This window comes from Nocardia sp. CDC159 (assembly GCF_023740735.1).
Lineage (GTDB): Bacteria > Actinomycetota > Actinomycetes > Mycobacteriales > Mycobacteriaceae > Nocardia > Nocardia pulmonis.
In genome coordinates this window covers 202,574-227,164 of record NZ_JAMRXH010000005.1, presented here as the reverse complement: position 1 = coordinate 227,164, position 24,591 = coordinate 202,574, and the positions used below count along the sequence as shown (strand labels likewise).

21 protein-coding genes are annotated in these 24,591 nt (G+C 69.2%); 4 read left to right on the top strand and 17 right to left on the bottom strand.

Annotation, left to right across the window (positions count from 1 at the left end; translation table 11 throughout):
* Positions 1-28 precede the first annotated feature (28 nt).
* Entirely contained in the window at positions 29-1,534 is a 1,506-nt protein-coding gene (locus NDR87_RS37725; protein WP_251912273.1) for a LuxR C-terminal-related transcriptional regulator, read from the top strand.
* Between the two features lie 20 nt (positions 1,535-1,554).
* Here the strand turns inward: NDR87_RS37725 and NDR87_RS13510 are convergent, their stop codons facing one another.
* The 10 genes from NDR87_RS13510 to NDR87_RS13465 are packed head-to-tail and all read right to left on the bottom strand — an operon-like array spanning position 1,555 to position 12,660.
* Positions 1,555-2,868, bottom strand: coding sequence for a cation:proton antiporter (locus tag NDR87_RS13510; protein ID WP_251912275.1), 1,314 nt, complete (start codon positions 2,866-2,868; stop codon positions 1,555-1,557).
* Positions 2,869-2,882: 14 nt separating this feature from the next.
* Positions 2,883-3,761, bottom strand: coding sequence for a cyclopropane-fatty-acyl-phospholipid synthase family protein (locus NDR87_RS13505; RefSeq protein ID WP_251912277.1), 879 nt, complete (start codon positions 3,759-3,761; stop codon positions 2,883-2,885).
* A gap of 54 nt (positions 3,762-3,815) precedes the next feature.
* Entirely contained in the window at positions 3,816-4,865 is a 1,050-nt protein-coding gene (locus tag NDR87_RS13500; protein ID WP_251912279.1) for an SDR family oxidoreductase, read from the bottom strand.
* A 5-nt stretch (positions 4,866-4,870) separates the two neighbouring features.
* Positions 4,871-6,523 (bottom strand): AMP-binding protein, encoded by a 1,653-nt coding sequence (locus NDR87_RS13495; protein ID WP_251912281.1) that lies wholly within the window; start codon positions 6,521-6,523, stop codon positions 4,871-4,873.
* Positions 6,513-7,493 carry a fatty acid desaturase gene (locus NDR87_RS13490; RefSeq protein WP_251912282.1) on the bottom strand — a complete coding sequence of 327 codons (981 nt, stop codon included), beginning with the start codon at positions 7,491-7,493 and terminating at the stop codon, positions 6,513-6,515. Before NDR87_RS13490 ends, NDR87_RS13495 begins: the two co-directional genes overlap by 11 nt.
* Positions 7,494-7,517: 24 nt before the next feature.
* Positions 7,518-7,769, bottom strand: a complete 252-nt coding sequence (locus NDR87_RS13485; protein WP_251912284.1) for a phosphopantetheine-binding protein — start codon at positions 7,767-7,769, stop codon at positions 7,518-7,520.
* A 14-nt stretch (positions 7,770-7,783) separates the two neighbouring features.
* Complete coding sequence (locus tag NDR87_RS13480) at positions 7,784-9,403, bottom strand: polyketide synthase (protein ID WP_251912287.1); 1,620 nt, start codon at positions 9,401-9,403, stop codon at positions 7,784-7,786.
* Entirely contained in the window at positions 9,400-10,923 is a 1,524-nt protein-coding gene (locus NDR87_RS13475) for a beta-ketoacyl reductase (protein ID WP_251912289.1), read from the bottom strand. The genes NDR87_RS13480 and NDR87_RS13475 overlap by 4 nt, the downstream gene beginning before the upstream one ends.
* 27 nt (positions 10,924-10,950) lie before the next feature.
* Entirely contained in the window at positions 10,951-11,214 is a 264-nt protein-coding gene (locus tag NDR87_RS13470) for an acyl carrier protein (protein ID WP_251912291.1), read from the bottom strand.
* Positions 11,215-11,256: 42 nt separating this feature from the next.
* Positions 11,257-12,660, bottom strand: a complete 1,404-nt coding sequence (locus NDR87_RS13465) for an NAD(P)/FAD-dependent oxidoreductase (RefSeq protein WP_251912293.1) — start codon at positions 12,658-12,660, stop codon at positions 11,257-11,259.
* Between the two features lie 226 nt (positions 12,661-12,886).
* Here NDR87_RS13465 and NDR87_RS13460 point away from each other — a divergent pair, with 226 nt between their 5' ends.
* Both NDR87_RS13460 and NDR87_RS13455 read left to right on the top strand, forming a co-directional pair.
* Positions 12,887-13,666 (top strand): SDR family NAD(P)-dependent oxidoreductase, encoded by a 780-nt coding sequence (locus NDR87_RS13460; protein ID WP_251912295.1) that lies wholly within the window; start codon positions 12,887-12,889, stop codon positions 13,664-13,666.
* Positions 13,663-15,378 carry a long-chain-fatty-acid--CoA ligase gene (locus NDR87_RS13455; RefSeq protein WP_251912297.1) on the top strand — a complete coding sequence of 572 codons (1,716 nt, stop codon included), beginning with the start codon at positions 13,663-13,665 and terminating at the stop codon, positions 15,376-15,378. Before NDR87_RS13460 ends, NDR87_RS13455 begins: the two co-directional genes overlap by 4 nt.
* Here the strand turns inward: NDR87_RS13455 and NDR87_RS13450 are convergent.
* The 7 genes from NDR87_RS13450 to NDR87_RS13415 all read right to left on the bottom strand — a co-directional run bounded on the left by NDR87_RS13450 (position 15,324) and on the right by NDR87_RS13415 (position 23,032).
* Positions 15,324-16,877 carry an enoyl-CoA hydratase/isomerase family protein gene (locus NDR87_RS13450; RefSeq protein WP_251912299.1) on the bottom strand — a complete coding sequence of 518 codons (1,554 nt, stop codon included), beginning with the start codon at positions 16,875-16,877 and terminating at the stop codon, positions 15,324-15,326. The genes NDR87_RS13455 and NDR87_RS13450 overlap by 55 nt on opposite strands.
* A 6-nt stretch (positions 16,878-16,883) precedes the next feature.
* Entirely contained in the window at positions 16,884-17,417 is a 534-nt protein-coding gene (locus NDR87_RS13445; RefSeq protein ID WP_251912301.1) for a gamma carbonic anhydrase family protein, read from the bottom strand.
* Positions 17,418-17,435: 18 nt separating this feature from the next.
* Positions 17,436-18,278, bottom strand: a complete 843-nt coding sequence (locus NDR87_RS13440) for an AfsR/SARP family transcriptional regulator (RefSeq protein ID WP_251912302.1) — start codon at positions 18,276-18,278, stop codon at positions 17,436-17,438.
* Between the two features lie 69 nt (positions 18,279-18,347).
* On the bottom strand, positions 18,348-19,022 hold the full coding sequence (locus tag NDR87_RS13435) for a response regulator transcription factor (protein ID WP_251912304.1): 675 nt from the start codon (positions 19,020-19,022) through the stop codon (positions 18,348-18,350).
* Between the two features lie 97 nt (positions 19,023-19,119).
* Positions 19,120-20,850 (bottom strand): GAF domain-containing sensor histidine kinase, encoded by a 1,731-nt coding sequence (locus tag NDR87_RS13430; RefSeq protein ID WP_251912305.1) that lies wholly within the window; start codon positions 20,848-20,850, stop codon positions 19,120-19,122.
* A gap of 33 nt (positions 20,851-20,883) precedes the next feature.
* Positions 20,884-22,356 (bottom strand): AAA family ATPase, encoded by a 1,473-nt coding sequence (locus NDR87_RS37300; protein WP_286013476.1) that lies wholly within the window; start codon positions 22,354-22,356, stop codon positions 20,884-20,886.
* Between the two features lie 25 nt (positions 22,357-22,381).
* Positions 22,382-23,032 carry an arsenate reductase ArsC gene (locus NDR87_RS13415; RefSeq protein ID WP_372494162.1) on the bottom strand — a complete coding sequence of 217 codons (651 nt, stop codon included), beginning with the start codon at positions 23,030-23,032 and terminating at the stop codon, positions 22,382-22,384.
* 260 nt (positions 23,033-23,292) lie between these two features.
* Between NDR87_RS13415 and NDR87_RS13410 the strand changes: the two genes are divergently transcribed.
* Positions 23,293-24,579: a hypothetical protein gene (locus NDR87_RS13410; protein WP_251912311.1), complete on the top strand. Its 1,287-nt coding sequence runs from the start codon at positions 23,293-23,295 to the stop codon at positions 24,577-24,579.
* Positions 24,580-24,591 lie beyond the last annotated feature (12 nt).

Sequence of the window (24,591 nt, the reverse complement as noted above, 5' to 3'; positions counted from 1 at the left end):
GGCTGGCTGATCAACAAGGGGGCTCCGCGTGCCGTCGGACGAGTACACCGAACACGCGAAATCATCGGATGAATTCGAGGATTCGAGCGGGCCGTATCCCATCAGCGACATCATTTACCTCATCTCGGCCTGCCCGACCGTCGATCTCGACCCCGATGCGCTCGTCCGGCTCGGGGTCGCCCACACCCTCACCGTGCGCGGCGATCTGCCCGCCGCATTGGCCGGAGTCGAGGCCATGCTCGTCCGGGACACCCTGCCGCCCGAAGCGTTCGCGCACCTCAACGCGCTGCACCTGTTCCTGCTCGTGCTCGTCGACGAGGAGAAAGCCTGCCGGATCGCAACCGAACTCATCGCCGAGGGCCATCCGTCCCCGGATTCGGTGAAGACGGTGGCGATGTGCGTGCTGGCGAACCGGCAGTGGTACACCGGCAGGCTGGCCAAGGGGCTCTGGCTGAATCAGCTGGCGGTGCACGCCGCCAGCAATCACGGGCCGATCTGGCGCTTCTACGCGAATCTGCTGCTGGCGAAGAAATTCTCCGACCTCCACATCACCGGCAAAGCCGCCGAAATCGTGGACGAATTGCAGACGATGGTGGAGCGAGATGGGCTGTACGCTTTCGAATCCGCGCCACTCGCTCTGCGCGCGGCGATCCATCTGCGATGCTCCGAACTCGAGCGCTGCCTCGCCACCGCCACCGCCGCATTGCGAGCCGCCCGGCAGCGGCGCACCGATGTCGGTGTCGCCCTCGCGCTTTCGGTTTCCGCGGAGGCCGCCCTGCGCCTCGGCAATATCAGCGCGGCCGCCGAGTTCATCGCAGAACTGCGCAACGAACGCCATTACTATGTACTTCCGGATTCCACGGCGCGGGTGCGGTTCACCGAAATCGATATCGTCGCCCAACGACAGGGGCCAGTCCAGGCCGCCGCGCGCCTGCGCGATTGGTGGGACGATCTCGGGTCGCGAAACGCCTGCCTTGTCGAGGATCCGAGCAGACCGGCACGACTGATCGAACTCGCCCGCGCGGCCGGTGACGACGAAATGGCAAAACGCATTGTCGAGACGATGGATTGGCTCGCCCGCGAAAATCCCGGTGCGCCGCTGATCGAGCAGGTCGCGCATTATGTGCGCGGCGTGTTCGAAGGCGACCGGGCGGCGCTGGAATCGGCACTGGCGGCCGGTGGCGATCCGTTGCTTCGCCAGCACATCCTCCGCGATATCGCCGCACTGCCCGAACACGAATCCCCGCGCGCGGCTTGGGCGCGCGTGGCCGATCCACCGTTGCCGCCGCTGCCGACCCGGGCGCCGGCGCCCGGACTGGATCAGCTCACCGATCGGGAACTCGAGGTCGTCGACCTGGTAGCGGCCGGTATGACCAACCGGCAGATCGCGACCCGGCTGGCCGTGTCCCCGCACACCGTGAACTACTACCTGCGCAAGATCTTTCGCAAGGTGGACGTCTCCTCGCGGACCGAATTGGCGGGCCTCGCGGTGCAAACCCGGAGATTCACGGCGAACCAGAACCGAATGCGTTGAGCGCCAAGAAGTTCCCGTCATCACACCGTCTTCCCGGCGGTCTGCCCGGCGACCCGCGTCGCCTCCTCGCGCTCGACTCTGGCCATCGCCGCCCGCAGGAGCGGCGCGGTCATCACCGAGGTGACGATGGCGATCATGACCACGATGGTGAACAGCTCCGGACTGAGTACACCCAACCGCAGACCGACCATGGCTATGACGATCTCGACGACTCCGCGCGCATTGACGGCCGCACCGATCGCCACGCCCTCCCAGTGCCCGAATCGGCTCATCCGCGCGCCGAGGTAGCCGCCGAGCAGCTTGCCGACGATCGCGACGACCAACAGCGCGATGCCCAGGACGCACACCACCGGCTGGGCCAGCACCCCGAGATCGACGCGCAGACCGGCGGTGGCGAAGAACAGCGGCGCGAGCACGCTCATGGTGGTCGTGCGCAGGGCCGCGATATGCGCCGGATCGAAGGCGCCGCAACTGCTGATGACCATCCCGCAGACGAACGCCCCGAACACCGCCTCGAGCGTCATCGCCTGCGTGGCCGCCGCGGACAGCAGGATCAGCGCGACCGCCAGGCCGATGGTGGCGTAGTGCTCGGGCCCGCCCGCCGCCGCCCGGAATCCGATCCGCACGATCGGGCGCAGCGCGAACGCCGCCGCGAGGGTCAGGATCAGGAACGCGATCGAGATCGCGATGCCGCGGCCGTGCGCGCCGGAGGTCGCCATCGCGGCCACCACCGACAACAGCAGCCATCCGGCGATATCGTTGCCCATCACCGTGCACAGCGTGAGTTGTCCGATCTTGTGGTGAATCAGTCGCAACTCCAGCAGGATCTTGGCGATCACCGGTATCGCGCTGACCCCCATGACCACCCCGAGGAACAGCGCCAGCGTGGCGCGGTCCGCGCTGGCGGGTATCTGCGACGCCGGGATCAGCAGCGCGGCGCCGATACCGAGCGCCAGGGGAATCACGAAGCTCGACACGCTGATTCGCATCGCGTCGAGTCCATGGCGGCGCATGAGCTGCCCGTCGATATGAACTCCCGTGATACCCACCAGGATCAGCACGCCCAGCTGCCCGGCGGCGTCGAGCATGTGGAACTGATCGGGATCGGCGGGAAACAACCAGTGCTGCAGATCGGGCAGCGCATGCCCGAGGACGGACGGTCCGAGCAGCACACCGGCCAGCAGCTCACCGACCAGCGTGGGCAGGCCGCATCGCCGAGACAGTCCGCCCAGGACCCAGGCCAACGCCAGCAGCAGGCCGCACTGCAGCAGGAACAGCAGTAACGGCCGCGCACCGATCGGCGCGACGGGGTCGGCGGCGAGTAAGTACTCCACAGTCGGCCAGGGGCTCAGATCTTTTCGAAGACGACCCGCACCAGCCCGAGATGCCGGTGCTCGAACCCCTCGATGCACGCCTCGAGATAGCGGCGGTAATCCGCGACCACCTCGGGACCGACCATTGCCAGCGCGCGGTCCTCGGCGGCGTTGAGCGCCTCCAGCCAGGCCCGGCAGGTCCGGATGTACTGGTCCGGCTCGTTGCGCAGCACCACCACATCGAACAGCCGTTCACTGGCCTCGAGTATCTCCGACGGCCACGGCAGCTCCGATTCGGTGAAGATCCGGTCGATGATGAACAGCTGATTGCGCACCGCCGCCCGACTCATCCGGACATTGTTCCCCTTGACGTTGGTCTGGAGCCCGAGCCGCCCGCCCGGCGCCAGCCAGTCGTGACAGCACTGGAAGAAGCGCCGATACGCCTCGACCCGCCCGGCCCGCGACAGCCCCATATCGGCGAAATGCTCGAAGGCGCCGAGCGAGACGATGGCGTCGTAGGGCGCGTCGGGCCGATGGTCGGCCCAGTTCTGCACGGCCACCGCATAGCGGTCGTCGGCCCAGGTGCGGATGTGGTCCACCTGCGCATCCGACAGGGTCAATCCGACAACCCTTGTGACCCCGTGCTTTTCGACGAGGCGACGCAGCATGCTGCCCCAGCCGCAGCCCACGTCGAGCACCCGCTCGGCGCCGACCGCGCGAATGTGGTCGATGTAGAAATCGAGTTTGCGTTCCTGCGCCCGCTGCAGCGTGTCGTCCTCGCCGTCCCACAGCGCGCACGAATAGGTGCGGGTGGGGTCGAGCCACAGCGCGTAGAAGTCGTTGCCGATGTCGTAGTGGCTGCGGATCGCTTGCTGGGATGCGCCCTGGTACTGGGTATCGATGGTCTCGGTCACCGGTGGTCTCCGTCCAGACGGTTCGAATTGGCTGATAGCGGTTCGCGCACCGGCTCACCCCGTGTCCGCCACGGCGGTGCGCCGATCCGCCCAATACCTCAGGCTCGCGCGCAGGGCCTGCCCGATATCGGCGTCGGGGATCCCGAACCGCTCCCGCAACAGCGGCAGCGAGGTCGGCAGGACTCCGCCCCACGTCCGGGTCATCTCGCTGAGGTCGGTGAGCACTCGCAGATAGGCCCGAGCGGTGGGGGCGACGCGCTCGAACGGAATGGGCAGCGGCCCAGCCGGATCCACGACCGGAACGGCCGCGATCGTCCGGCCCCGCTCCGCGGCGTGCGCGGCCATCACCTCGACCACCTCGGCGGCGGTCAGGGCCGCATCCCCGTAGCTGAGCCAATAGTGCTGGCCCAGTTCGCCGTTCGCGACCGCGGCGGCGACGGCGCGAGCGGTCACGTCCAGGGGCACCAGGTCGATGCGATTGTCCGGGTGGGCGGGAAAGTAGGGGGCGCGCCCGCGGCAGAACCAGTCGGCGATCTGCTGGACGATCTGCGGCGCGGAACTGGCTCCGGTGACCGAATCGCCGACCAGACTGGTGGGCCGGAAAACGCTGTGCGGCACACCGCTTTCGGCCACCACTCGCTCGGCCTCCAGTTTCGATCGCGCATAGGAGACCAGCACATTGCCCTCGCTCAGCGAATCCAGCGCGCCGAGCAGACCGGCCAGTACCATGACGGTGCTCAGCTGATGGATCGGCGCCCCGGCCGCCTGTGCGAGTTCGACGACGCGGGCGGTGCCCTCGACGTTGGCGGCGCGGTACTCCGGCCACGGGCGTCCCCACTCGGCCAGGGCGCCGGAGTGCACGATGATGTCGGCCTCGCTCGCCAGTCGCCGCCATTCCGGCCGCGCGAGGCCGAGTTTCGGGTGGGTGAGGTCGATGGGCACCAGCTCACACACGCCCGCCACGGTTCCCGGATCGCCCCCCGCGCGAACCAGGCCGATGACGCGAAACCCGGTGAGCTCCCGGGCAATGGCCCGGCCGATCACACCGGCCGCGCCGGTCAGCAGGACCGTCGGGCCGTCGATTTTCGTGCTGTCGTGCTGCATCCGCCTCACCCGTCGAATCGAATGGTGGCGAGCGGCCGGAAGGTCTCCGCCCGGATCAGGGCCTGGCAGCGGTAGCGCTGAATCTTGCCGCTGGGCGTCTTGGGCAGGCTGTCGCGCTCGAGGAAAACGCATTCGTCGATGGCCACGGCGGCCTTGGCCATCGACAGGGCGGCCGCGGCCTCGGCGACCGCCGCATAGTCCGCGAGCTCCGGTTTGGCCTCGACCAGCAGGCTCAGCCGGAACTTGGGCCCGTCCTGAACGCCGACGAGCGTCGTGCACCCCCGCCGCACACCGGGGATGGTCTCGACGGCGGTCTCGATCTCGCGGGCGTACACCTTGCGACCGGCGACCGAGATCATGTCGTCGGTGCGCCCGACCGGGTACAGATAGCCGTTGCGGACGAAGCCGAGATCGCCGGTGGCGAGGATGCCGCCGTCGAATACCCGGGCCGTGCGCTCGTCGTCGCGCCAATAGCCCTGGGCCAGACTGGGAGTGCTGACCCTGATCTCGCCGAGCTCGGTCGCGGGGGTGTCCAACAGCGAGACACCGCGACAGGCGGGCCCGGCCGACACCACCGTGGCGGCGCCCGGCTCGTCCGAGGACACCTCGACCAGCTGGCCATCGGCCAGGGCGACGGCATCGAAGGACAACTGGCGCGGCAATTCCCGCATCGGTGTGGCGGTGATCGCGAGCGTCGCCTCGGCCATCCCGTAGGCGGGCATGAACGCCTCCGGACGCAACCCCACCGACGCGAAGGTCTCGGTGGCGAGGGCGAGCGTGGTGGACTCGACCCGCTCGGCCCCGATCACGCAGATCCGGGTTGCCGCCAGCCCGCCGTCCGGCCAGCTCGCCCGGTGCCGCGCCGAGGCGCGCGCGGCCAGGTGCAGGGCGCTGCTGCTTCCGACGGTCATCGTCGCGCCCACCCGAGCGGCATCGGCGAACCAGGTGGCGGGGGAGAACGCGAACCGCAGCGGGGTGGACAGATAGGCCTCGATATTGTGGCCCAGGCAGTTCAGCAGGCCGCCGAACAGCCCCATATCGTGCGACAGCGGCAACCATCCGGCCCAGATGTCGCCCGGCCGCGGTTCGATGAAATCGGCGATGATGTCCAGCTGCGCGGCCATCGCCGCCGGGGTCAGCACGCATCCCTTCGGCGTGCCGACACTGCCCGAGGAGAACTGGACGAACGCCGGGTCGGTGTCGGCGGGTGGGGCGGCGTCGATCGCGCCGGTCCCGGCGAATTCGCGCCAGGCGCGGGTCCGGACCCCGAAGGTGTCGGGCAGCGCGGCGAGCAGATCGTCATCGGCGGCGAAGAACACCGGCTCGAGCCGGTCGCAGATGGTGCGGAGCTGGTCGGCGTACTCCTCGGGGGCCATCCCGCGGGCCATCATCGGCAGGGAGGCGACCATCCCGCCCGCGAGCCACACCGCGAGCAGGCCCCGCACGGTGTCTGGGGAATTGCCCAGCACCGCAGCGACTCTGGTGCCCGACCGCACCCCCGCACGGCGCAGACCGGCGGTCATCCGTTCGGCGTCGCGCACCACCTCGTCCCATGACGCACCCTCGAACCGGGTTCCGGTCCAGCAGTGCAGGGCCGCGCGCGGTCGCGCCGAGCCGCCGAACAGCCGATCCCACAGGCCCGCGGATTCATTCGACATCGGCATCCCCCTCGGAACCGGCGCGTTCGGACAGCGGCTTGGACGGCGACAGCGCGGCGCGCCGACCGCCGCCGACCCGCGACAGACCCTCGGCCCGCCGCTGCTCGCGGGTCCGATCGATGCGCACGACGTCGCGCGCCAGCCCGGTCGCCTCCAGCGTGCGGATCAGTACCGCGCTGGGATCGATTTCCCACCAGCGGAATCCGTGATTGGCCACCCGCGGGAAGGCGTGATGATTGTTGTGCCAGGAATCGCCGAACGACAGGATCGACAGCAGCGCGACATTGCGGGATTCATCCGGCGTGTCGAATCGGCGTCGGCCGTAGAAGTGGCCGATCGAGTTGACGGCGTAAGTGGTCTGATTGTTGAAGAAGATTCGGACCGGACCGCCCCAGACGAAGGCGGTGAGCGCGCCCTGCCAGGTGCCGGTCCACGCCAGGCCGATCAGGGTGGGCAGTGCCAGCCCGGCCACCACGAAGGCGAGGAAGTGCCGGGTGATGAACCGAACATCCTTGTCCCGCGCGAGATCCGGACAGTAGCGGATGGGGTCCGAAGACAGCTCCGAATCGAACAGCCAGCCGATGTGCGCGTGCCACAGACCCTTCAGGACACCGCGCAGACCGGGTTCGTCGCTGTCGTAGGGACTGTGCGGATCGCCGGGCCGGTCGGCCACGCGGTGATGTCGGCGATGGTGCGCGGCCCAGGTCAGCGGCGGCCCCTGCGCGGCCATCGCGCCGGCGGCGGTCAGCGCGAACCGCACCGCGCGAGGGGTCTTGAACGCCCGATGCGACAGCAGCCGGTGATAGCCGGTGGAGATGCCGAATCCGCCGATCAGGAACATCAGCAGGAAGGCGGTCAGATCGGCGGGACCGAAGACCCGGTTCCACAGCAGCACCATCGCCCCGATCACGCCGAGCACCGGTGTGATCGAGGAGATCACGATGAAGCCGTAGTGCTCCCTGTTGTTCATCGCTCGCCCCTTTCCATGACGAGGTCAGCGGGATTGCGCCGCTAGCGCTTGATTGCCCAGGACGACCAGGTCACCGAGCGTCTTCGCGTTCGCGGCCAGATGGTCGGCGAAGGTCGCGCCGTGCGCCTCCTCCAGCGTGAACACGATCTCGGCGATCTGCAGGCTGGACAGCCCGATGTCGGTCAGCGGGGAGGATTCGTCGAGCACGGTGTCCCGGCGGGCCTTACCGCGCATCTCACGTCGTACCAGGGCGACAACCTCGTCGATGGTGATCACTGATGGGTCCTTTCTCATTCGCCGGAGGGGTCCAGCGCATGTCGGCGCCGTTCCCAGGGGTAGTGCGGCAGGTCCAGTACCGAACGCGGCAGTGACAGCGAGAAGCCCTGCGGCGCCGGAGATTCCAGGCCCGGCGCCGGGTCGCCCGCGGCCAGCGCCCGCAGTGCGGCCGCGGCGGACGTCGGATCGGAGGCGGTGACCCGGGCGGTGTGGCGCTGGCGCATCCGCCCGTGGGTAGCGGTGTAGGCGAAGGCCGGGTACTGCTCGTCGGCGAGTCCGTCGAGGCGGTCCGCACAGGCGGCGGCCAGAATGCGCAGGGCCGCTTCGCTTCTGGCCGACAGCTCGAATCCGGGCACGGCCTCGGCCCGCGCCGCGGCGGCGGGCTCGGCCGGGCCGAGGATGACGTGCGCATTGGTCCCGCTCATCCCGAACGCGCTGACACCGGCGAATCCCGGCTCCCACGAGCGTGATTCGGTGGCCAGCCGAATACCGCTGCCCTCCAGCTCGATGCGCGGATTCAGCGTGCGAAAGTGCACCAGCGGCGGTATCGCCGCGTGCCGCAGGCACAGCACGATCTTGATCAGACCGGCGACCCCGGCGGCGGCCTCCAGATGACCCAGATTGGTCTTCACCGCTCCCACCTGCAACGCCGCGCCCGCCGTGCGGCCGAGTGTTGCCGCGACAGCCGCGATTTCGATCGGATCGCCGAGGGCGGTGCCCGTTCCGTGTGCCTCGAGCAGTTCGACGTCCTCCGGTTTCAATCCGGCGTCCTGCAGCGCCGCCTCGAGGAGCCGGGCCTGCGCGAGGACATTCGGCGCCGTCAGGCCGGAGGAACGGCCGTCCTGATTCACGGCGACACCGTGGATCACCGCGTGGATTCGGTCGCGGTCGTGCCGCGCGTCGGCGAGCCGCTTGAGCAGGACCACACCGCAACCCTCACTGCGGGTGAAGCCATTGGCACGCGCGTCGAAGGTCCGGCAGACCCCGTCGGGGGACAGCGCACTGGTCTGGTAGACCAGCCGCGTCGTATGCGGGGACAGAATGAGATTCACCCCGCCTGCCACGGCGAGATCGCACTGCCCGGTGCGCAGCGCCTGTGCCGCAAGGTGAATCGCGACGAGTGAGGACGAACAGGCGGTGTCGACGGCCATGGCCGGGCCGCCGAGACCCAGCAGATAGGAGATGCGCCCCGCGGCGAAGCAGTGCCCGCCGCCCAGCGCCCAGAACCCGTCGGGAGTGCCGCCGCGGTAGTAGTCGAGGTGATCGTTGGTGCTCAGCCCGACATACACACCGGTCCGCGGCCCCGCGTCGCGGCCGGGGACGATACCCGCGTCCTCGAATGCCTCCCAGCTCACCTCGAGCAGCAGCCGATGCTGTGGGTCCAGGGCGCGGGCCTCCTTGCTGGGCATGCCGAAGAAGCCGGCATCGAATCCGAAGACGTCGTCGAGGAACCCGCCGCGGTCCGGCAGACCGGCCCACTCGTCGGCGAAGGGCTCGCGCCGGTGCTCGGGCATGGGCGCGACCACATCGCCGCCGCGCTCGAGCAGGCGCCAGTACCCATCCAGATCGTCGATGCCGCCGGGCAGCCGCAGCCCGATGCCGACGACTGCCAGGGGTTGCGCGGAAACGGTCACGGCACCCTCCTCGGCACCGGGTCGGTTCGCTCGCGCAGCCGCAGGTCGAGGGCCTCGGCCAGAGCGCGGGGGCTGCCGTAGGTCCACAGCAGGGTCACGGCCAGGCGCATTCCGACCAGCCGTTCCAGTTGGCCGCGCAGCCGCAGGCCCTGCATGGAGTCCATGCCGAGCTGTTCGAGCGGGGTCTCGTCATCGATCGACTCCGGCGATAGGCCGAGCACATCGGCGGCCAATTCGCGAATCTTGTTCAGAATCAGGGCCGTTCGCTCCCGCGTCGGGAGCTCGGCGAGGACGCGCGGCAGATCGCTCGCGACGGGACCGGGCGCTTGGGGACGGGTGCGCAGCCGTCGGAAGCTGCCCAGGGCGGCGGTGGCCGGATAGGTGTCGAACCACTGCCGGATGTCGACCCCGCGACAGCCGATCACCGGCTCACCGCAGCGGAGCGCCGCGTCGAAGCCCGGGCCGGATCCGACCAGCGCCGACGGCATACTCACCGCGGTCGGTCCGGCGGCCGCGCGGTCGGCGGCCAGCCGGTCCAGGCAGCTGTCGATGGCGACCGCACCGGCGGTCGCGGTCATCGAGTCGGGCGAACCGAGCAGGACGAACAGGTCGATATCGTCGGCCCTGGTGAGCTCGTCCAGATTGACCACGGCCCGGCGAACCGACACCAGTGCGGCAGCCAGATCGCGCGCCTCCGGTGAGCGCAGCGTCGGCTCCGGTGGCGACGCGGGGGCATACACCACGCCACGGATCGGCGGCAGTTCCCGGCGGATGCCCGTCAGCGCCCGCTCGAGTCCGGCCCGGTCGGCCGGGTCCGCTGCCACGATGCGACCGTCCGGCCGCGCGGCCCCGGCCCGATCCGGAGTATTGGTGAGTACCACCGGGTTCGGGGCGCCCCGCGCGGTGAGCGCCGCGACCGCGCGCTGTGCCAGCGAATCGGGCACGGCCACCAGATAGGTTCCCGCGCCGGGTAATTCGAGCGGCTCGGCGACGCCGAGTCGATGCCGGTGCCAGCGGCCGGTGAACCGCACGCCCTGGCGGATCAACACCAGGTCCTCGTCGTCGTCGGCATCGAGCTCGCCGACCAGTGCCGCCACCCAGTCGGGGTCGCCGGAATCGAGATCGACCAGCCGGGCACGCAATTCGGGATGGTCGCGGCCGAGCACCCGAACGATGCCCAGGTACGCCGCGGTGACCGGATCGCTCGCGCCGCTACCGGGCCGAGCGCCGAAGGTCGCGACGGTCAGCGCCGGAACCGTCGCCCGCGCGAGCGCGGCGGCGATGATCTCGAACAGACCCGCCAACCCGATGCGCTGGGCCTCGAGATCCACGGTCGGCGGGGGCGCGAGATAGACCACGCCCTCGGGCTCGTCGGCTGGGGCCAGCGCCGAGCGCAGTGCCGCCACACGCGCCGTCGCCGCGCCGCGGACCTGCCAGGTCCGCTCGCGGCGCAGCGTACGCGGCGGGGCCGTGGCCTCGAAGGCCAACCGCAGCAGGCCCGGGTCCGGTTCGTGCGTCATCGCGAATCGCCGTTCACGCCCGCCCGCTCAGGACGGCGTGCTCGAGGTGGGCTCGGAGGTCTGCGCGAAGAACTTCTCGGCAATGGCCCGCAGCGACCGGAAGTGATCGGCCTCCACTTCGCGCCGGTCGATCTTCGCGCCGCCGGCGCGTTCGATCACGACCAGCAGCTCCACCGCCTGAATCGAATTCACCAGTCCGGCCTCGATGAGATCCAGATCCGGATCGATATCACCGAAATCCGGTTCCTGCTGGTGCAGCCACTCCTCGACCGCGGCAATACCGGTCGTCATTGTCATCTCCATTCGAATCGGATGCGGAAGGGTCGTTTCGGGTCAGGCGCGACCGATGCCCAGTTCCGGCGTGGTGCGCAGATACAGTCCGGACGATGCCTGATAGAGGTCGGTGGGCTCGATTCGCAGCGGTGCGAGCCCGCGATGCCTGCCGTCGGCCGAGCGGCCTCCGGAACGCAACTTCTGGGCCTCGGCGCTCAGGCGGTGGGCCACGTCGACCGCATCGGCGGTGCCCGCATCGCGCAGATCGCTCAGTCCGGCGACGATTTCCACGAAAGCGGCATTGGAGATCTGCGGCAGTTCCCCGTCCGGCCGCACCAGCCGCTGCGCCAGCCAGAAGTAGCTGTCCTTCCCCTTGTACTGTTCGTACACACCGGACACGATGAGGAACAGTCGCGCATAGGCGTTGCGGTAAAGGGATTCGTAGAAACCCTTCGCCTCCTCCGGGGTGACATCACCGCGATCGAGCGCGATGGTCGTCGCGGCGGCCAGCATTCCGCTGTACAGCGCGAGATGCACGCCGGTGGACAGCAAGGGATCCAGGAAACACGCGGCATCCCCGACCAGGAAATAGCCGTCGCCGCAGAAGGAGTCGGCCACATACGAATAGTCCTGCTCGATGCGCACCGGCGGTTCGAAGGTGCCGTCGCGCAGGAGCTCGCTGACCGTCTCGGATTCGCCGACCATATGCAGCAGCATGTTCTCGTGGGAATCGAAACCGGCCCGTCGTTCCCGGAAAGTGTCGCGGTGGGTGACGAAACCGACGCTGAACCGATCCTTGCGCAGCGGAATGATCCAGTACCACCCCTCCGGATGCGAGATCACATCGATACCGCCCTCCGGGGTGTTCGGCAGCGTTTTGCCGCCCTGCCAGTAACCCCAGATCGCGACATTGCGGAAGATCTCGTGTTGCTTGCGGTCGCGGAAATGTTGCGCCGACAGCACTCCCGCGCGGCCGGAGGCGTCGATCACCGTGTCGAACTCGATCGTCCGCACGCTGTCCGGGTCCGCCCCGTCCACCCATTCGGCCGCATAGGGTCGCTCCGCGCCGTCGAACAGCACCCGCTTGACCGTCGCGCCCTGGATCACCTTCGCGCCCAGCACCTCCGCGTGGTCGAGCAGCAGCTGGTCGAACTCCTCCCGCTCGACCTGCCAGGACGAGACGTTGCGGCCGAACATCCCCGACCAGTCGATGGTCCAGTCCTCCTCGTTGCCCCACCGCAGCAGCGCGCCCCGCTTGATCGGAAAGCCGTACGCGTCGACCTTGTCCACGACACCGGACATGCCCAGCAGAGTGCGGCAGGAAGACGCGAGGGATTCACCGATGTGATATCGCGGGAATTTCTCACGTTCGAGAAGGGTGACATCGAGACCGGCCTGCGCCAGCAGCGCCGCCGCATTCGCGCCCCCGGGGCCGCCACCGATGATCAATACTCGGGAGGTCATCTGCCACGGTCCTTTTCTGTTCGATCGGTCTTCCGTCGACGAGTCTTGCGACGGTCGCGTTCGGTGTCCACCGACTCAAGAAATACGCAAGTGTGTCGAAAGGCATTGCGCAAGGGCGGCTTTAGCGATACTTCAATGGTGCGCAGGAATTTTCGGGTGCCGCGGCGATCTGGCTACACTGCGGCCGATCACGTGTTTTTCGAAAAGTGCGAACGGAGTGTTTCCCATGTCCGAAACACCAGCCACCGGCACCGCCTCTCGGGCACCGGATCCCGGTTGCGCCGTCGTCACCGGCGCGGCGCGGGGGATAGGCCGAAATATCGTGCTCCGGCTGGCCCGCGCCGGTTACGACATCGCGGGCTGTTACCGCACACCCGGCGAGGAGGTCGACACCCTCGCCGACGAGCTGAAGGCGCTGGGGGTGCGGATGCTGCTGGCGCGGTTGGACGTTCGCGACCGTGACGGCGTGGAACGCTTCGCCGAACGCGCCGAGGAGGAGCTCGGCCCGATCACCGGCCTGGTCAACAACGCCGCGGTGGTGCGCAACGGCCCGATCGCCTTCATGCGCGGCGAGGCGTGGGACGAGGTGATCGAGGTGAACCTGACCGGCACCTGGAATATGTGCCAGGCGGTGCTGTACCGCATGCTGCGCCGCAAAGCCGGGGCGGTGGTGAACATCTCGTCCATCGTCGGTACCCACGGCTATCCCGCGATGAGCAACTACGTCGCCAGCAAGGCGGGCGTGAACGGGCTCAGCAAGGCGCTGGCACAGGAGGTCGGGGGCTACGGCGTTCGCGTCAACGCCGTCGCGCCCGGCCTCATCACCACCGACAAGGTGGACGATCACTTCCCGGCGGCCGAGCGCGAACGGTTCGTCGCGCGCACCGCGCTGGGTCGGCTCGGTGATCCCGACGACGTCGCCGAGGTGGTGGAGTTCCTGCTCTCGCCGCGCGCCCGCCACATCACCGGCCAAATCATCCAGGTCGACGGCGGTGACCGGCGGTGAGCCGATTCCTCGACGCGCTGATCGCCAACGCCCAGCACTCCGACGGGGGCATCACCACCGGCGAACCGGACGCGCCGCGCCGCCGCACCTGGGCCGGCCTGCTCGACACCGCCCGGCGCATCGCGGCCGACCTGTGCTCGGCGGGCGTGGCCCCCGGCGATGCGGTGGCGATGCTGATCGGAGACCCCGATCGGTCGGTGCCCGTCGCCGAGGCGATCTGGCTGGCGGGCGCCAGCGTCACCGTCCTGCAACAGCCCACCGCGCGCACCGATCGGGAGATGTGGCAATCCAATTCGCTGCGGGTGCTGCGAATGATCAAGGCCGGGTTGGTCGTTGTGGGACCGCCGTTCCTCGAGCATGCGGAGTTCCTGACCGCCAACGGCATCGAGGTCCGCACGGTGGATGAACTCGGTGCGCGCCGCGCACCCGCCGACTTCACCGCACCACCCGTCGGCGAGGAGACCGTGGCGCTGCTGCAGCTGACCAGCGGCTCGACCGCGCAACCCAAGGCCGTGCAGGTGACACACGGCAATTTGGCCGCCAACGTCACGGCGATGGCCGCCGGAATGCGGATCGATCCGGCGGCCGATCTGATGGTGTCGTGGGCGCCGATGTACCACGACATGGGCATGATCGGATGTCTGGCGCTGCCGCTGTTCACCGGAATGGAGCTGGTGAAGATCGCGCCCACGACCTTCATCCGCGATCCGTATCTGTGGGCCGACCTGATCAGCCGTTACCGGGCCACCATCGCCGCGGGCCCCAATTTCTCCTGGGATATCCTCACCCGCCAGCTCGAGCTGGCCGAGGCGGGCAGCCTGGATCTGAGTTCGGTGCGTATCGCTGCCAGCAGCGGCGAACCCGTCGACTATCGCACCGTGACGGCCCTGACCGCCGCCGGTGCGCGGTTCGGGTTGCGTCCGGACAGCCCCAACAGTTGCTACGGCGCGGCCGAGATCACCGCCCTGGCAACGCTTTCGCCGCTGTCGCGCCCACCTCGCTTCGATCTCGTCGACGCGGTCGAGCTCGAGACCCAGCGCCGCGCCGTACCCGTGGATACGGCTCCCGCGACCGGGGCACGGCGTTTCGCGGTCGTCGGCCCGCCGCTGCCCGGAATAGAGCTCCGGGTCGTCGACGAGGACGGCCGGGCGCTGGAACCGCGACGGATCGGGCGCATCCAGGTCCGCGGTCCGTCGGTCACGGCGGCCTACGTCACCGTGGACGGCGTCGTCCCGATTCAGGATGCCGACGGCTGGGTGGATATGGGCGACGACGGATATCTGGCCGAGGGCGAGGTCGTGATCTGCGGACGCCGCAAGGACGTCATCATCATGGCGGGCCGCAATATCTATCCCATAGATATCGAGCGCGCGGCCGAGACGGTGACCGGGGTGCGCGCCGGCAATGTGATCGCGGCCGGATACCGGGTCGACTCCGGAATCGACGTCGGCCGTGAGACTTTCGGGGTGCTGGCCGAATCCCGGCAGGTCGGTGATGCGGCCGCCGAGGAGCGCATCCGGTCGCAGATCGCCGACCGGGTCGCCGCCGCGGTGGGGGCGCGTCCCGATCGGGTGCTGCTGCTACCGCCGAACCGGCTGCCCAAGACCTCGTCCGGAAAACCGCGACGGTTCAGGGCGGCCGAGCTGCTGCGGGCCGATCACCCGGTGAGTTCCGCCGCGCGCGAGCGGAATCCGGCTATCCCGCCCGGGTAGCGGGTGGCGAACCGATGAGCGCCGCCGGTGTGCGCCGGAAACCCGGCCCCCTCGACGGAGACGATGTCGGCGTCCTCGGGTGAGCGGAGCAATCCGGTGTCCAGGCAGCGCAGGGTCGCGGTCACCACGGCGAAGATCATGCGCTCGGCCGCACCGTTCGCGTCCGCCGCAGGGCCGGGAGTACCGGCGGCCCAGGCGAACCCGGCCGCCGCGGCGGCGGCGGTCAGCTCGGTGAGGGACAGCCCGGATTCGACCATCGCGGTCAGCTCCGCGAGCAATGCCAACCGCAGTCGTACGGCCACCGAGTCCGGACCGCGCACGACAATGGGCAGTACACGGGCCCGGAGCAGGAAATCGAAGGCCGCGCCGACGGTTTCGTCGCCTGTCGACGCTCCGGTGAGGATTTCCGCGGCGTCCGGGGTGAGGATCATCAACCGGATCGGTCCATGCGCGCTGCCCTCGCGGTCGGTCGTGGTGAGAGCGAGTTCAGCGCCGGGGTCGGTGGAGCGGGCGGTCACCTCGACTCCGGCGCGTTCGGCCCAGCCGACCACCTCGGCCACGGCAGGCGGCGGCCCCGTCACCGAAACCGAATGTGCCATGCCGGGTTTCGAGCCATCGGGCCGGGTGCCGCCAGCCGCCACATACTGCCGGTCGTACCAGAAATCGACCATGGCGGCGGCACGCTCGCCCGATGCGACCCGGACCAGCCCCCGGGTCTCCCATTCCTCCGCTGTCGCGGGGTCTGCCTGCGCGCTGGCCCGTGCGATATCCGTGATCACGGTGGCGATCGGCGTCCGCATATCCCAGTCCACGTGCGGTACAGCGCGTTTCGGGACTGGCGCGCCGGCGCGGAGGCCGCGACGACCGGCCGCGATTCGGGCCCGTGCCTGCGCGATGAGCGCACCGCGGTCCGGGGCCAGCTCGTCGACCAGTCCCACGGCCAGGGCGGCTGCCGGTCGGAACCGGGTGCCGGGAACCAATACCTCACGCAGTGCCGCATCGGCGCCCAGCAGCCGGACGGTGCGGACCACCCCGCCCGCCCCGGGCAGCAAACCCATGGCGGCCTCGGGCAATCCGATCTCGACACCCGGTGCGTCGACCGCGATGCGGTGGTGACAGGCCAGCGCGAGTTCGAAACCGCCGCCGAGCGCGGACCCGCTGACCGCGGCCACCACCGGCCGGTCCAGCGCCTCCAGGCGACGCAGGGCCGCCTTCAGCACGCCGACCCGGTGCGCGAGCAGCCGCTGCGCCTCCGGTTCCGGGCACAACACCGTCCGCGGGTCCGCGCCCAGGCAGAACGTCGACTTCGCCGAGGTCAGGATGACCCCGGCGATATCGCGCTCCGATCGCGCCAATTCCGAGACCACCGAAGCGAATTCGGCGATGAACGACTCGTCCACCACATTCGAGAAGCGGCGGCGATCGTTCATCGTGACGGTGACGACGCCGTCGCCGTCGCGATGGATGTCGAACCGCGGCCGCTCACCGCGCCCGGCCATGACCGCTCAGGCGTCGAGCACCGGTTCGACACCGGCGAGATGTCTGCGGGCCAGTTCCTGATAGGCGTTGGGATTCACGTTCACCCAGAACTCGGCACTGGTGCCGTCGATGGGCGATTTGACCTTGGCCGGGCTCCCGGTCACCAGCATTCCGTCCGGAATCTGGCTGCCGCCCACGACCAGCGATCCGGCCGCGACCATACACCGCGCACCGACCTTCGCGCCGTCGAGCACGGTGGCGCCGTTCGCGATCATGGCCTCCGCGCCGATGGTGGCGCCGTGCACACAGCACAGATGCGCGACGGTCGCGCCCGGTCCGATTTCCGCTGTCATCCCCGGTGGCGCATGGACCACCGCTCCGTCCTGGACATTCGCACCCGCGCGCACGATCACCTGGGCGAAATCACCGCGCAGCACGGCGTTGTACCAGACGGACGCACCGGCCTCCACGACGACATCGCCGACGAGGGTGGCCGTCGGCGCGATGAACGCGTCCGGATGTACCTGGGGAGATTTCCCCTCGAAGGAAAACAGCGGCATACGTCCACCTTTCTTCTGTTATGCAGAAAATTGGGATATCGACAAATCATTGAGCGCGGGGTCCCGGCACAGCAGGCGTTGATGCAGGCGCCGCGATACCGGGCCGGGTTCCATTCCGTACTCGTCCACGAATCGAATTCGCATCTCGCCGTAGATATCGAGCGCGTCGGCGGTCCGGCCCGATCGATGCAGCGCGATCATCAAATGATGATAGAGGGTTTCCCAGTTCGGATACTCCTCGACCAGCCGATAGAGTTCACCGACCAGCGACCGATGCCGGCCGAGCTGCAACTCGAGTCCGATCCAGCGCTCCCGGAGGTCGGTCAGCTCCTCGTCCAGCGCCTTCGCCTGCGAATTCAGCCACGAACCGCCCCGGACATCGGCGAGCGCCGGCCCGCGCCACAGCGCCAGCGACTCCGACAGCAGCCGCGCCGCCTCGGCGAGATCGCCGGACGCCTCCGCCGCGCGGGCTTGCTGACCGAGTGACCGCACCCGCAGATAATCGCAGCCGTGACCGGCCATGCGCAGCACGTACCCCGACGTGTCGGTATCGATGACGCCGCGAACCGTACGCCAGTCGGGCCCGATCAGCGCGCGGCGCAGCTTGGAGATGTAGACCTGCAACGTGGTGACCGCGGTGCGCGGCGGGTGCGCGCCCCACAGGCCGTGGATCAACCAGTCGGCCGACACGACCTGATTCGCGCGCAGAATCAGCATCGCGAGCAATAGGCGCAGTTTCGGTGGTGTCGGTGTCAATACGAAACCATCACCGCGAGTGACCGTGAGCGAACCCAGCACAGAGAAATCCAGCCGTGGTGATTCGGTCCGCACTGCCGCACTGGACAGGGATAATTCTGTCATGCGCCCCCGCCTCGACTCTGATTTGCAGAATTCTTTCAAACGACGCCCAGCAGCGTCAATCCGGTGCTGCTACTCGATCACATAGGGTCGACTACCAATCCGGGTAGCGGGTTCGCCGGCACGCAGTTTGGAGGCGTAGACCGCGGCTTGGGTGCGGCGTTCCAGGCCGAGTTTGCCCAGGAGCCGGGAGACGTAGTTCTTGACGGTTTTCTCGGCCAGGAACATGCGTTCGGCGATTTGGCGGTTGGTGAGACCCTCGCCGAGCAGGTCGAGCAGGGTGCGTTCCTGGTCGGTGAGTCCGGCCAGCGGGCCCTCGGGTTCGGTGCTGCGGCGCAGCCGGTCCATGAGTGCGGCGGCGGCGCGATTGTCGAGCAGAGAGCGGCCGGAGCCGACGGTTTTGATGGCCTCGGCCAGTTGCATGCCCTTGATGTCCTTGACGACGTAGCCGCTGGCTCCGGCGAGGATGGCGTCGAGCATGGCTTGTTCGTCGGTGAAGGAGGTGAGGATGAGGCAGCGCAGGTCGTCGAGGCGGGAGAGGAGTTCGCGGCACAGTTCGATGCCGTTGCCGTCGGGGAGCCGGATGTCGAGGATTGCGACGTCGGGTTGTAGCGCGGGGATGCGGGCCAGGGCCTGGGCGACGTCGCCGGCCTCGCCGACGACGGTGAGCTCCGGATCACCCTCGAGCAGGTCGGTCAGCCCGCGCCGCACGATCTCGTGGTCGTCGACCAGGAACACCTTGATCATGGGCCGTCCAATCGGAGAGGAGTGAATAGAGCTCACCCTAGGCGGACCGGCGGCCCTCGGACATGGCCGAAAGTCCTTTTCACCCGGCGGGGCGGGATCAGGCCAACGGAGCGGTCCACCGCACCCGGGTACCCGGGCCGCGCGGGCCCGCGCTGGTCGCGGGCGCGATGTCGAAGGTGCCCTTGCGATGTTCGGCGCGGCTGGCCAGGTTGTTCAGCCCGCTCGGCGTCACGGCGTGCGGCAGGCCGCGGCCGTTGTCCTCCACGACGACCTCCACGTCGTCGGCCACCGTGATCGCGACGGTGACGGTGTCGGCCCCGGAATGCCGGACGGCGTTGCTGACCGCCTCGCGCACAACGGCTTCCACATGATCGGCCAATTCGGCGTCGAGTACCGACAGCGGACCGCTGGCGCGCAGCGTGGCGGTGATCGGGGAGTCGGCGGTCTGTTGACGCACCGCGTCGTCGAGACGTTGGCGCAGGCGGTTGACGCGGCCGTCGCCGCCGTGCAGGTCGAAGATGGAGGTACGGATCTCCTGCACGACCTCCTGCAGTTCGTCGACCGCGCGGGAGATCCGTTCGCGCACTTCGGGTCTGCCGCTGCGCGGAATGGTGCCCTGCAGGCCCAGGCCGATGGCGAACAGGCGCTGGATGACGTGGTCGTGCAGGTCGCGGGCGATGCGATCGCGGTCGGTGAGCACGCCGAGTTCGCGCATCCGCTCCTGGGCGGCGGCCAGTTCCATGGCCAGGGCGGCTTGGTTGGCGAACGATGTTGTCAATTCCAGGGTTTCGTCGTCGTAGCGCGCGGCCCCGCGCGGCCGGGCGGCCACCAGGACCCCGAGGCTGGAGTCGGAGGTGTGCAGGGGCAGCAGCAGGACCGGACCGGCGGTGGGCAGTTCGCCATCGAGACCGGCGGCCGCGGGGCTGTCGAAGCGGTACGCGGTCTGCTCGGTGAAGGCGCTGCCGACCCCGGTGCCGCGGGTGGGCAGTTCGCGCCCGGCGAGCTTGCCGGCGGGGCCGTCGCACCGGGTGATGCGCAGCGTCGCGACTTCGTCGGGCGGGAGATCGGTATCGAGGCTCACCGCGAGAAAGGCGGCCTCGGATTCGGTCAGCCGCCGTGCCTGGCCGACCAGCTGTGCCAGCACCTGCGCGGTGTCGGTACCCGCGAGGAATTCGGTGGTGATGTCGCGGGTGGCGGCGATCCACCCCTGGCGGCGGCGGGCCGATTCGTAGAGGCGGGCATTGTCGATGGCGACCCCGGCCGCGGCGGCCAATGCCTTGACGATCACCTCGTCGTCCTCGGTGAACGGCTGCCCGCCGAACTTCTCGGTCAGATACAGGTTGCCGAACACCTCGTCGCGGATGCGGATGGGCACGCCGAGGAAGGTGAGCATCGGGGGGTGGTTGGGCGGGAAGCCGACCGAGGCGGGGTGGTCGGCGAGGTTGTCCAGCCGGATCGGCTTGGGCTCGTCGATGAGCAGGCCCAGCACGCCGCGTCCCTCCGGCAGGTGTCCGATGTGGGCGCGCAGTTCGTCGTCGATGCCCTCGTAGATGAACTGGATCAGTTCGTGGCCGTGGCCGCGCACCCCGAGTGCGCCGTAGTCGCTGCCGACCAGGGTGATGGCGGTGTGCACGATGGTGCGCAGCGTCTCGTCCAACTCGAGACCGGCGGTGACGGTCAGCATCGCCTCGACGAGGCCGTCCATGCGGTCGCGGGCGTCGATTATCTGCTCGATCCGGTCCCTGACCTCGGAGAGCAGTTCCCGAAGTCGCAGTTGGGAGAGGGTGTCGCGGACCGAGTACGCGTCACCGGGAAAGTGGTCGGTCACCGGCTTCCTCCCTACGCTGGGGTCCGGCCCATCCTATTGGCCGGTGACTTCGGCTCCCGCAGTGGCGGCCCAGGCGTGGGCGGCCCGGGCGACGGTGTCGGGCAGTGGGGCGGTGGTGTCCAGGGCGACGGCCTCGGGCCACGGGCAATCGTGCTGTGCCATGGCCGACGCGACGGCGGGGGTCGCCTCGGAGGCACCGCCGGTGCGGGCGGCGATCCGAGCCGCGGTGACCGATCGCGGGGCTCGGCAGACGAATTCGAGCAGTTCGGCCGCGGTCTCCTCGGCGAGTGCGGTCGCGCGGCGGCGTTGCTCGGCATCGGTCCAGCTGGCGTCGAGGATGACCGAACGGCCGAGGTGGAGCTGGGTGCGCGCCTGACCCAGCAGCGCGGTGTAGACCGCCGCCCTGGCTTCGGCGGAGTAGGCCCCGTGGCCGTATTCGCCGCTGGCGCCGTGGATTTCGCCGGTCGCGCGCAGCCGGGTGCGGATGTGGTCGCTGGACAGGACGACGGCATCGGTGGCGGCGGCGAGTTCGGTGGCGACGGTGGATTTTCCGGTTCCGGGCAGTCCGCCGATCAGTGCGAGGCGGACCGCGCCCGCCTCGAGGTGGCGCAGCGCGATCTCGGCGTGGCGAACCGCGTGCTCGGCCGATTCGGCGCCGCCTTGGCGGTGGCGGATGCAGTTGACCTTGGCTCGCACGATGGCGCGGTAGGCGGTGTAGTGGTGGCGTAGCGACGGCGGGGCGGAATCCTCTGTGCCGGTGCAGTATTCGTCCATCACGGCCGTGGCGAGGTCCGAATGGCCGAGGAATTCCAGATCCATGGCGAGGAAGGCGATGTCGTCGAGGCGATCGAGGCGGCGCAGGTTGTCGTCGAAGTCCAGGCAGTCCAGGACCCGAAAGCCGTCGGGGAGGGCGAAGATATCGCCCGCGTGCAGGTCGCCGTGGCCGTCGACGATGCGGTGCTCGGCGATCCTGCTGTCCAGCAAGGGTTCACGGCCATCGATGTAGCGGTGCGCCAGCGCGGTGATCCGTTTGATGGACTCACCCGGAATCGGCGGATCGGTGAGCCCGTCCAGCAGCAGCGCCCACCGGTCGCGCAGGGCCTCGACGGTTCCGGCGCGGTCCACCTCCGGTCCGCGTTCGGCATCGTCGTGGAAGCGTGCCAGCACGGCCAGCAGCGCCGACAGCGCCGCTCGCGCCCGATCCGGGTCGTCGAGCAGACTGGTCAGCCGGGCGTCGTCGGGCATGCGGCGCATGACGAGTACCGGTTCGCTCGGCCCGCCCTCGGGATCGTCGAGATGGGAGACACCCAGGTACACATCCGGCGACAGGCGGCGGTTGAGTTCCAACTCCCGGGCGATGGCGCGTTCGCGGCGCTGCGGGGTGCCGAAGTCGAGAAAGTCGGTGACCACCGGTTTCTTGATCTTGTAGGCACGGTCGCCGCACAGCAGTACCAGCCCGATATGGGTTTCCTTCACCTCGGCCCAGGGCGTATCGGTGGGGGTCATACCTCCCATGGTCCTCTCGCTGGGCTCACGCCCGCGCCGGCAGCTCGAGGTTCGCGAGCAGGGTGACCACCCGGCGGTCGATATCGTCGCGGATCGGGCGGATTTCGGGGATCGAGAGTCCGGCCGGATCGTCCACGATCCAGTCCTCGTGGCGGATGCCCGGAGGCAGGGGGCATACGTCGCCGCAGCCCATGGTGACGATGATGTCGGCGGCGCGGATGATTTCGTCGGTCCAGGCCTTGGGGAATTCGTGGGAGATGTCGATGCCGACCTCGGCCATGGCCGCGACCGCGGCGCGGTTGAGGGCGCCGCTCGGCTCCGAACCGCCGGACCAGCCCAGTGCTCGGCCCTGGGCGTAGTGCTCGAAGAAGCCCAGGGCCATCTGGGAACGTCCGGCGTTGAACGGGCACAGGAACAGCACCACCGGAATCGCGTGCTCGATCCGGCCCTCCCCCTTGGCGCGGGCGTGCAGTCGCTGCCGGGCGAAGCGTTCGGCCAGCAGCGGCAGATACAGCCGCACCGACGCGCGGGCCTTGATCTCCTCGTAGCAGTCGCGCAGGTAGTGGTGAATCGTGTTGGCGTCGAACAGGATCGTGAACTCGCGGGCCAGCCGTCGCTCGGCCCGCGCGAGTGCGGTGGCGGGCAGAATATCGAGGAGTCGGTAGGCCGGGGTGATCTCGTGGTATCCGTCCCGGTAGGTCCGCTCGGGCGTAGACACGCAGATCAGCGTGACAGCATGCGCCCAGCGGGAACCGAACTGAGGATGAACCCCATGGTACGAGCTGGCCACAACGCGACACGCACCGCGAAAGTCGTTAAGATGGCTAACTTTTCGGTGTGCGGTTTCGCTCCACCCGTTCGCCTTCTGCCTGCTCGGCCCGTATTGTCGCGGCGACGGCACCGGGGATGTGCCGGTGATTTCTAGGAGCACGTGTGGTGTACCGGCTGGATGATATCGACTGTGTCAGTGCGCGGAGCCATGCCGCGCTGGGGGGAACCTTGGCGATACAGGCGGTGTGGCGTTACGAGCGGGCGGTGGATGTGGCGCGGTTGCGGGAGTTTCATGCCGCGCTGTGCCGGGGGCGGCTGGGGCGGGTGGTGGCCCCGGCAATGATCGCGGCGGCGGGGGATCGGTGGAGTGCGCGGGCGCGGTTCGCCCCGCTCGAGGTGGCGGCAGAGCCGATTCGGCGCGACGAGCTCGAGCAGTGGATCGCCGAGCGGGGGCGGGCGGAGTTGCGGACCTACGGGGGACCCGCATGGCGACTGGCCGCGGTCGGGCTGGACGACGGCGGAAGTGCGGTGTCGCTGGTGGTTTCGCACACCCTCGTGGACGGCCGGGGATTGTGCGCCGCCATCACGGCGGCAATCGCCGCGGAATACTGTGAATTCGACTATCCCAGTGACGAATTCGGGCCGATGCGGGCGCTGTGGGCCGATCTCGGCGCGGCCGCCGGGAAGATCGGGCCGATCGCGCAGGCCGTCGCGCTCGGGACGCGGGTCGCGCTGGCCCGGCGCGCCGAGGCCCGCGGGGGCGTCGGCGGCGACCCCGAGTTCCGCCTGCCGGTCGTCGAGGTGACGGTGCCCGCGCAGCTGTGGCACGCGGCCGCCCAGGCCCGCAACGGCACCGGCACCACCCTGGCCGCGGCGGTCATGGCCGATCTCGCCACCGAGATCGGCCGCGTCGACGAGCAGGGCCACGTCCGGATGATGATGCCGGTCAGCACCCGCACCGACGGCGACGAGCGTGCCAACGCACTCGGTTCGATCGACTTCGAATTCGACGGCGACACCACCGATCTCGCTCCGCTGCGGGCGCAGATGAAGCTGAAGCTGGCCGCGGTCGCCGGACAGCCGGTGCCGCCGCTGATTCCGATCGCGGTGGCGCTGCCGCGCGGTCTGTACGGTGCGCTCGCGCGGCAATCCGCGACCGATCCCACCCGCACGGTGTGCTCACATCTGGGCAAACTGGAACCGGAGATCCTCGACATCGACGGCACCCCGGCGTCGTCGATCGCGTTCGGGCTGGCCAATCAGAGCCTGAACGCACGGGCGGTGGTGGCCGCCCGCGGCGGCGACCTGTACGGCCTGTTCTCCGAGGTCGCGGGCCAGGTCACCATGCGGATCAAGGGCTTTCACCCGCCCGCCCTGGAGCGCGCCGACCAGCTGACCGACCTGCTGGGCCGCGTGCTGGCCCGCTACGAGCTCACCGCGACCGTTCGCTAGCCCTCGCCCCGC

Excerpts from the sequence above, each read along its gene's own strand:
- NDR87_RS13495 (WP_251912281.1), bottom strand. The coding sequence starts at position 6,523 with ATGTCGAATGAATCCGCGGGCCTGTGGGATCGGCTGTTCGGCGGCTCG.
- NDR87_RS13470 (WP_251912291.1), bottom strand. The coding sequence starts at position 11,214 with ATGACGACCGGTATTGCCGCGGTCGAGGAGTGGCTGCACCAGCAGGAA.
- NDR87_RS13465 (WP_251912293.1), bottom strand. The coding sequence starts at position 12,660 with ATGACCTCCCGAGTATTGATCATCGGTGGCGGCCCCGGGGGCGCGAAT.
- NDR87_RS13475 (WP_251912289.1), bottom strand. The coding sequence starts at position 10,923 with ATGACGCACGAACCGGACCCGGGCCTGCTGCGGTTGGCCTTCGAGGCC.
- NDR87_RS37300 (WP_286013476.1), bottom strand. The coding sequence starts at position 22,356 with ATGACCCCCACCGATACGCCCTGGGCCGAGGTGAAGGAAACCCATATC.
- NDR87_RS13435 (WP_251912304.1), bottom strand. The coding sequence starts at position 19,022 with ATGATCAAGGTGTTCCTGGTCGACGACCACGAGATCGTGCGGCGCGGG.
- NDR87_RS13440 (WP_251912302.1), bottom strand. The coding sequence starts at position 18,278 with ATGACAGAATTATCCCTGTCCAGTGCGGCAGTGCGGACCGAATCACCA.
- NDR87_RS13500 (WP_251912279.1), bottom strand. The coding sequence starts at position 4,865 with ATGCAGCACGACAGCACGAAAATCGACGGCCCGACGGTCCTGCTGACC.
- NDR87_RS13490 (WP_251912282.1), bottom strand. The coding sequence starts at position 7,493 with ATGAACAACAGGGAGCACTACGGCTTCATCGTGATCTCCTCGATCACA.
- NDR87_RS13460 (WP_251912295.1), top strand. The coding sequence starts at position 12,887 with ATGTCCGAAACACCAGCCACCGGCACCGCCTCTCGGGCACCGGATCCC.
- NDR87_RS13450 (WP_251912299.1), bottom strand. The coding sequence starts at position 16,877 with ATGGCCGGGCGCGGTGAGCGGCCGCGGTTCGACATCCATCGCGACGGC.
- NDR87_RS13445 (WP_251912301.1), bottom strand. The coding sequence starts at position 17,417 with ATGCCGCTGTTTTCCTTCGAGGGGAAATCTCCCCAGGTACATCCGGAC.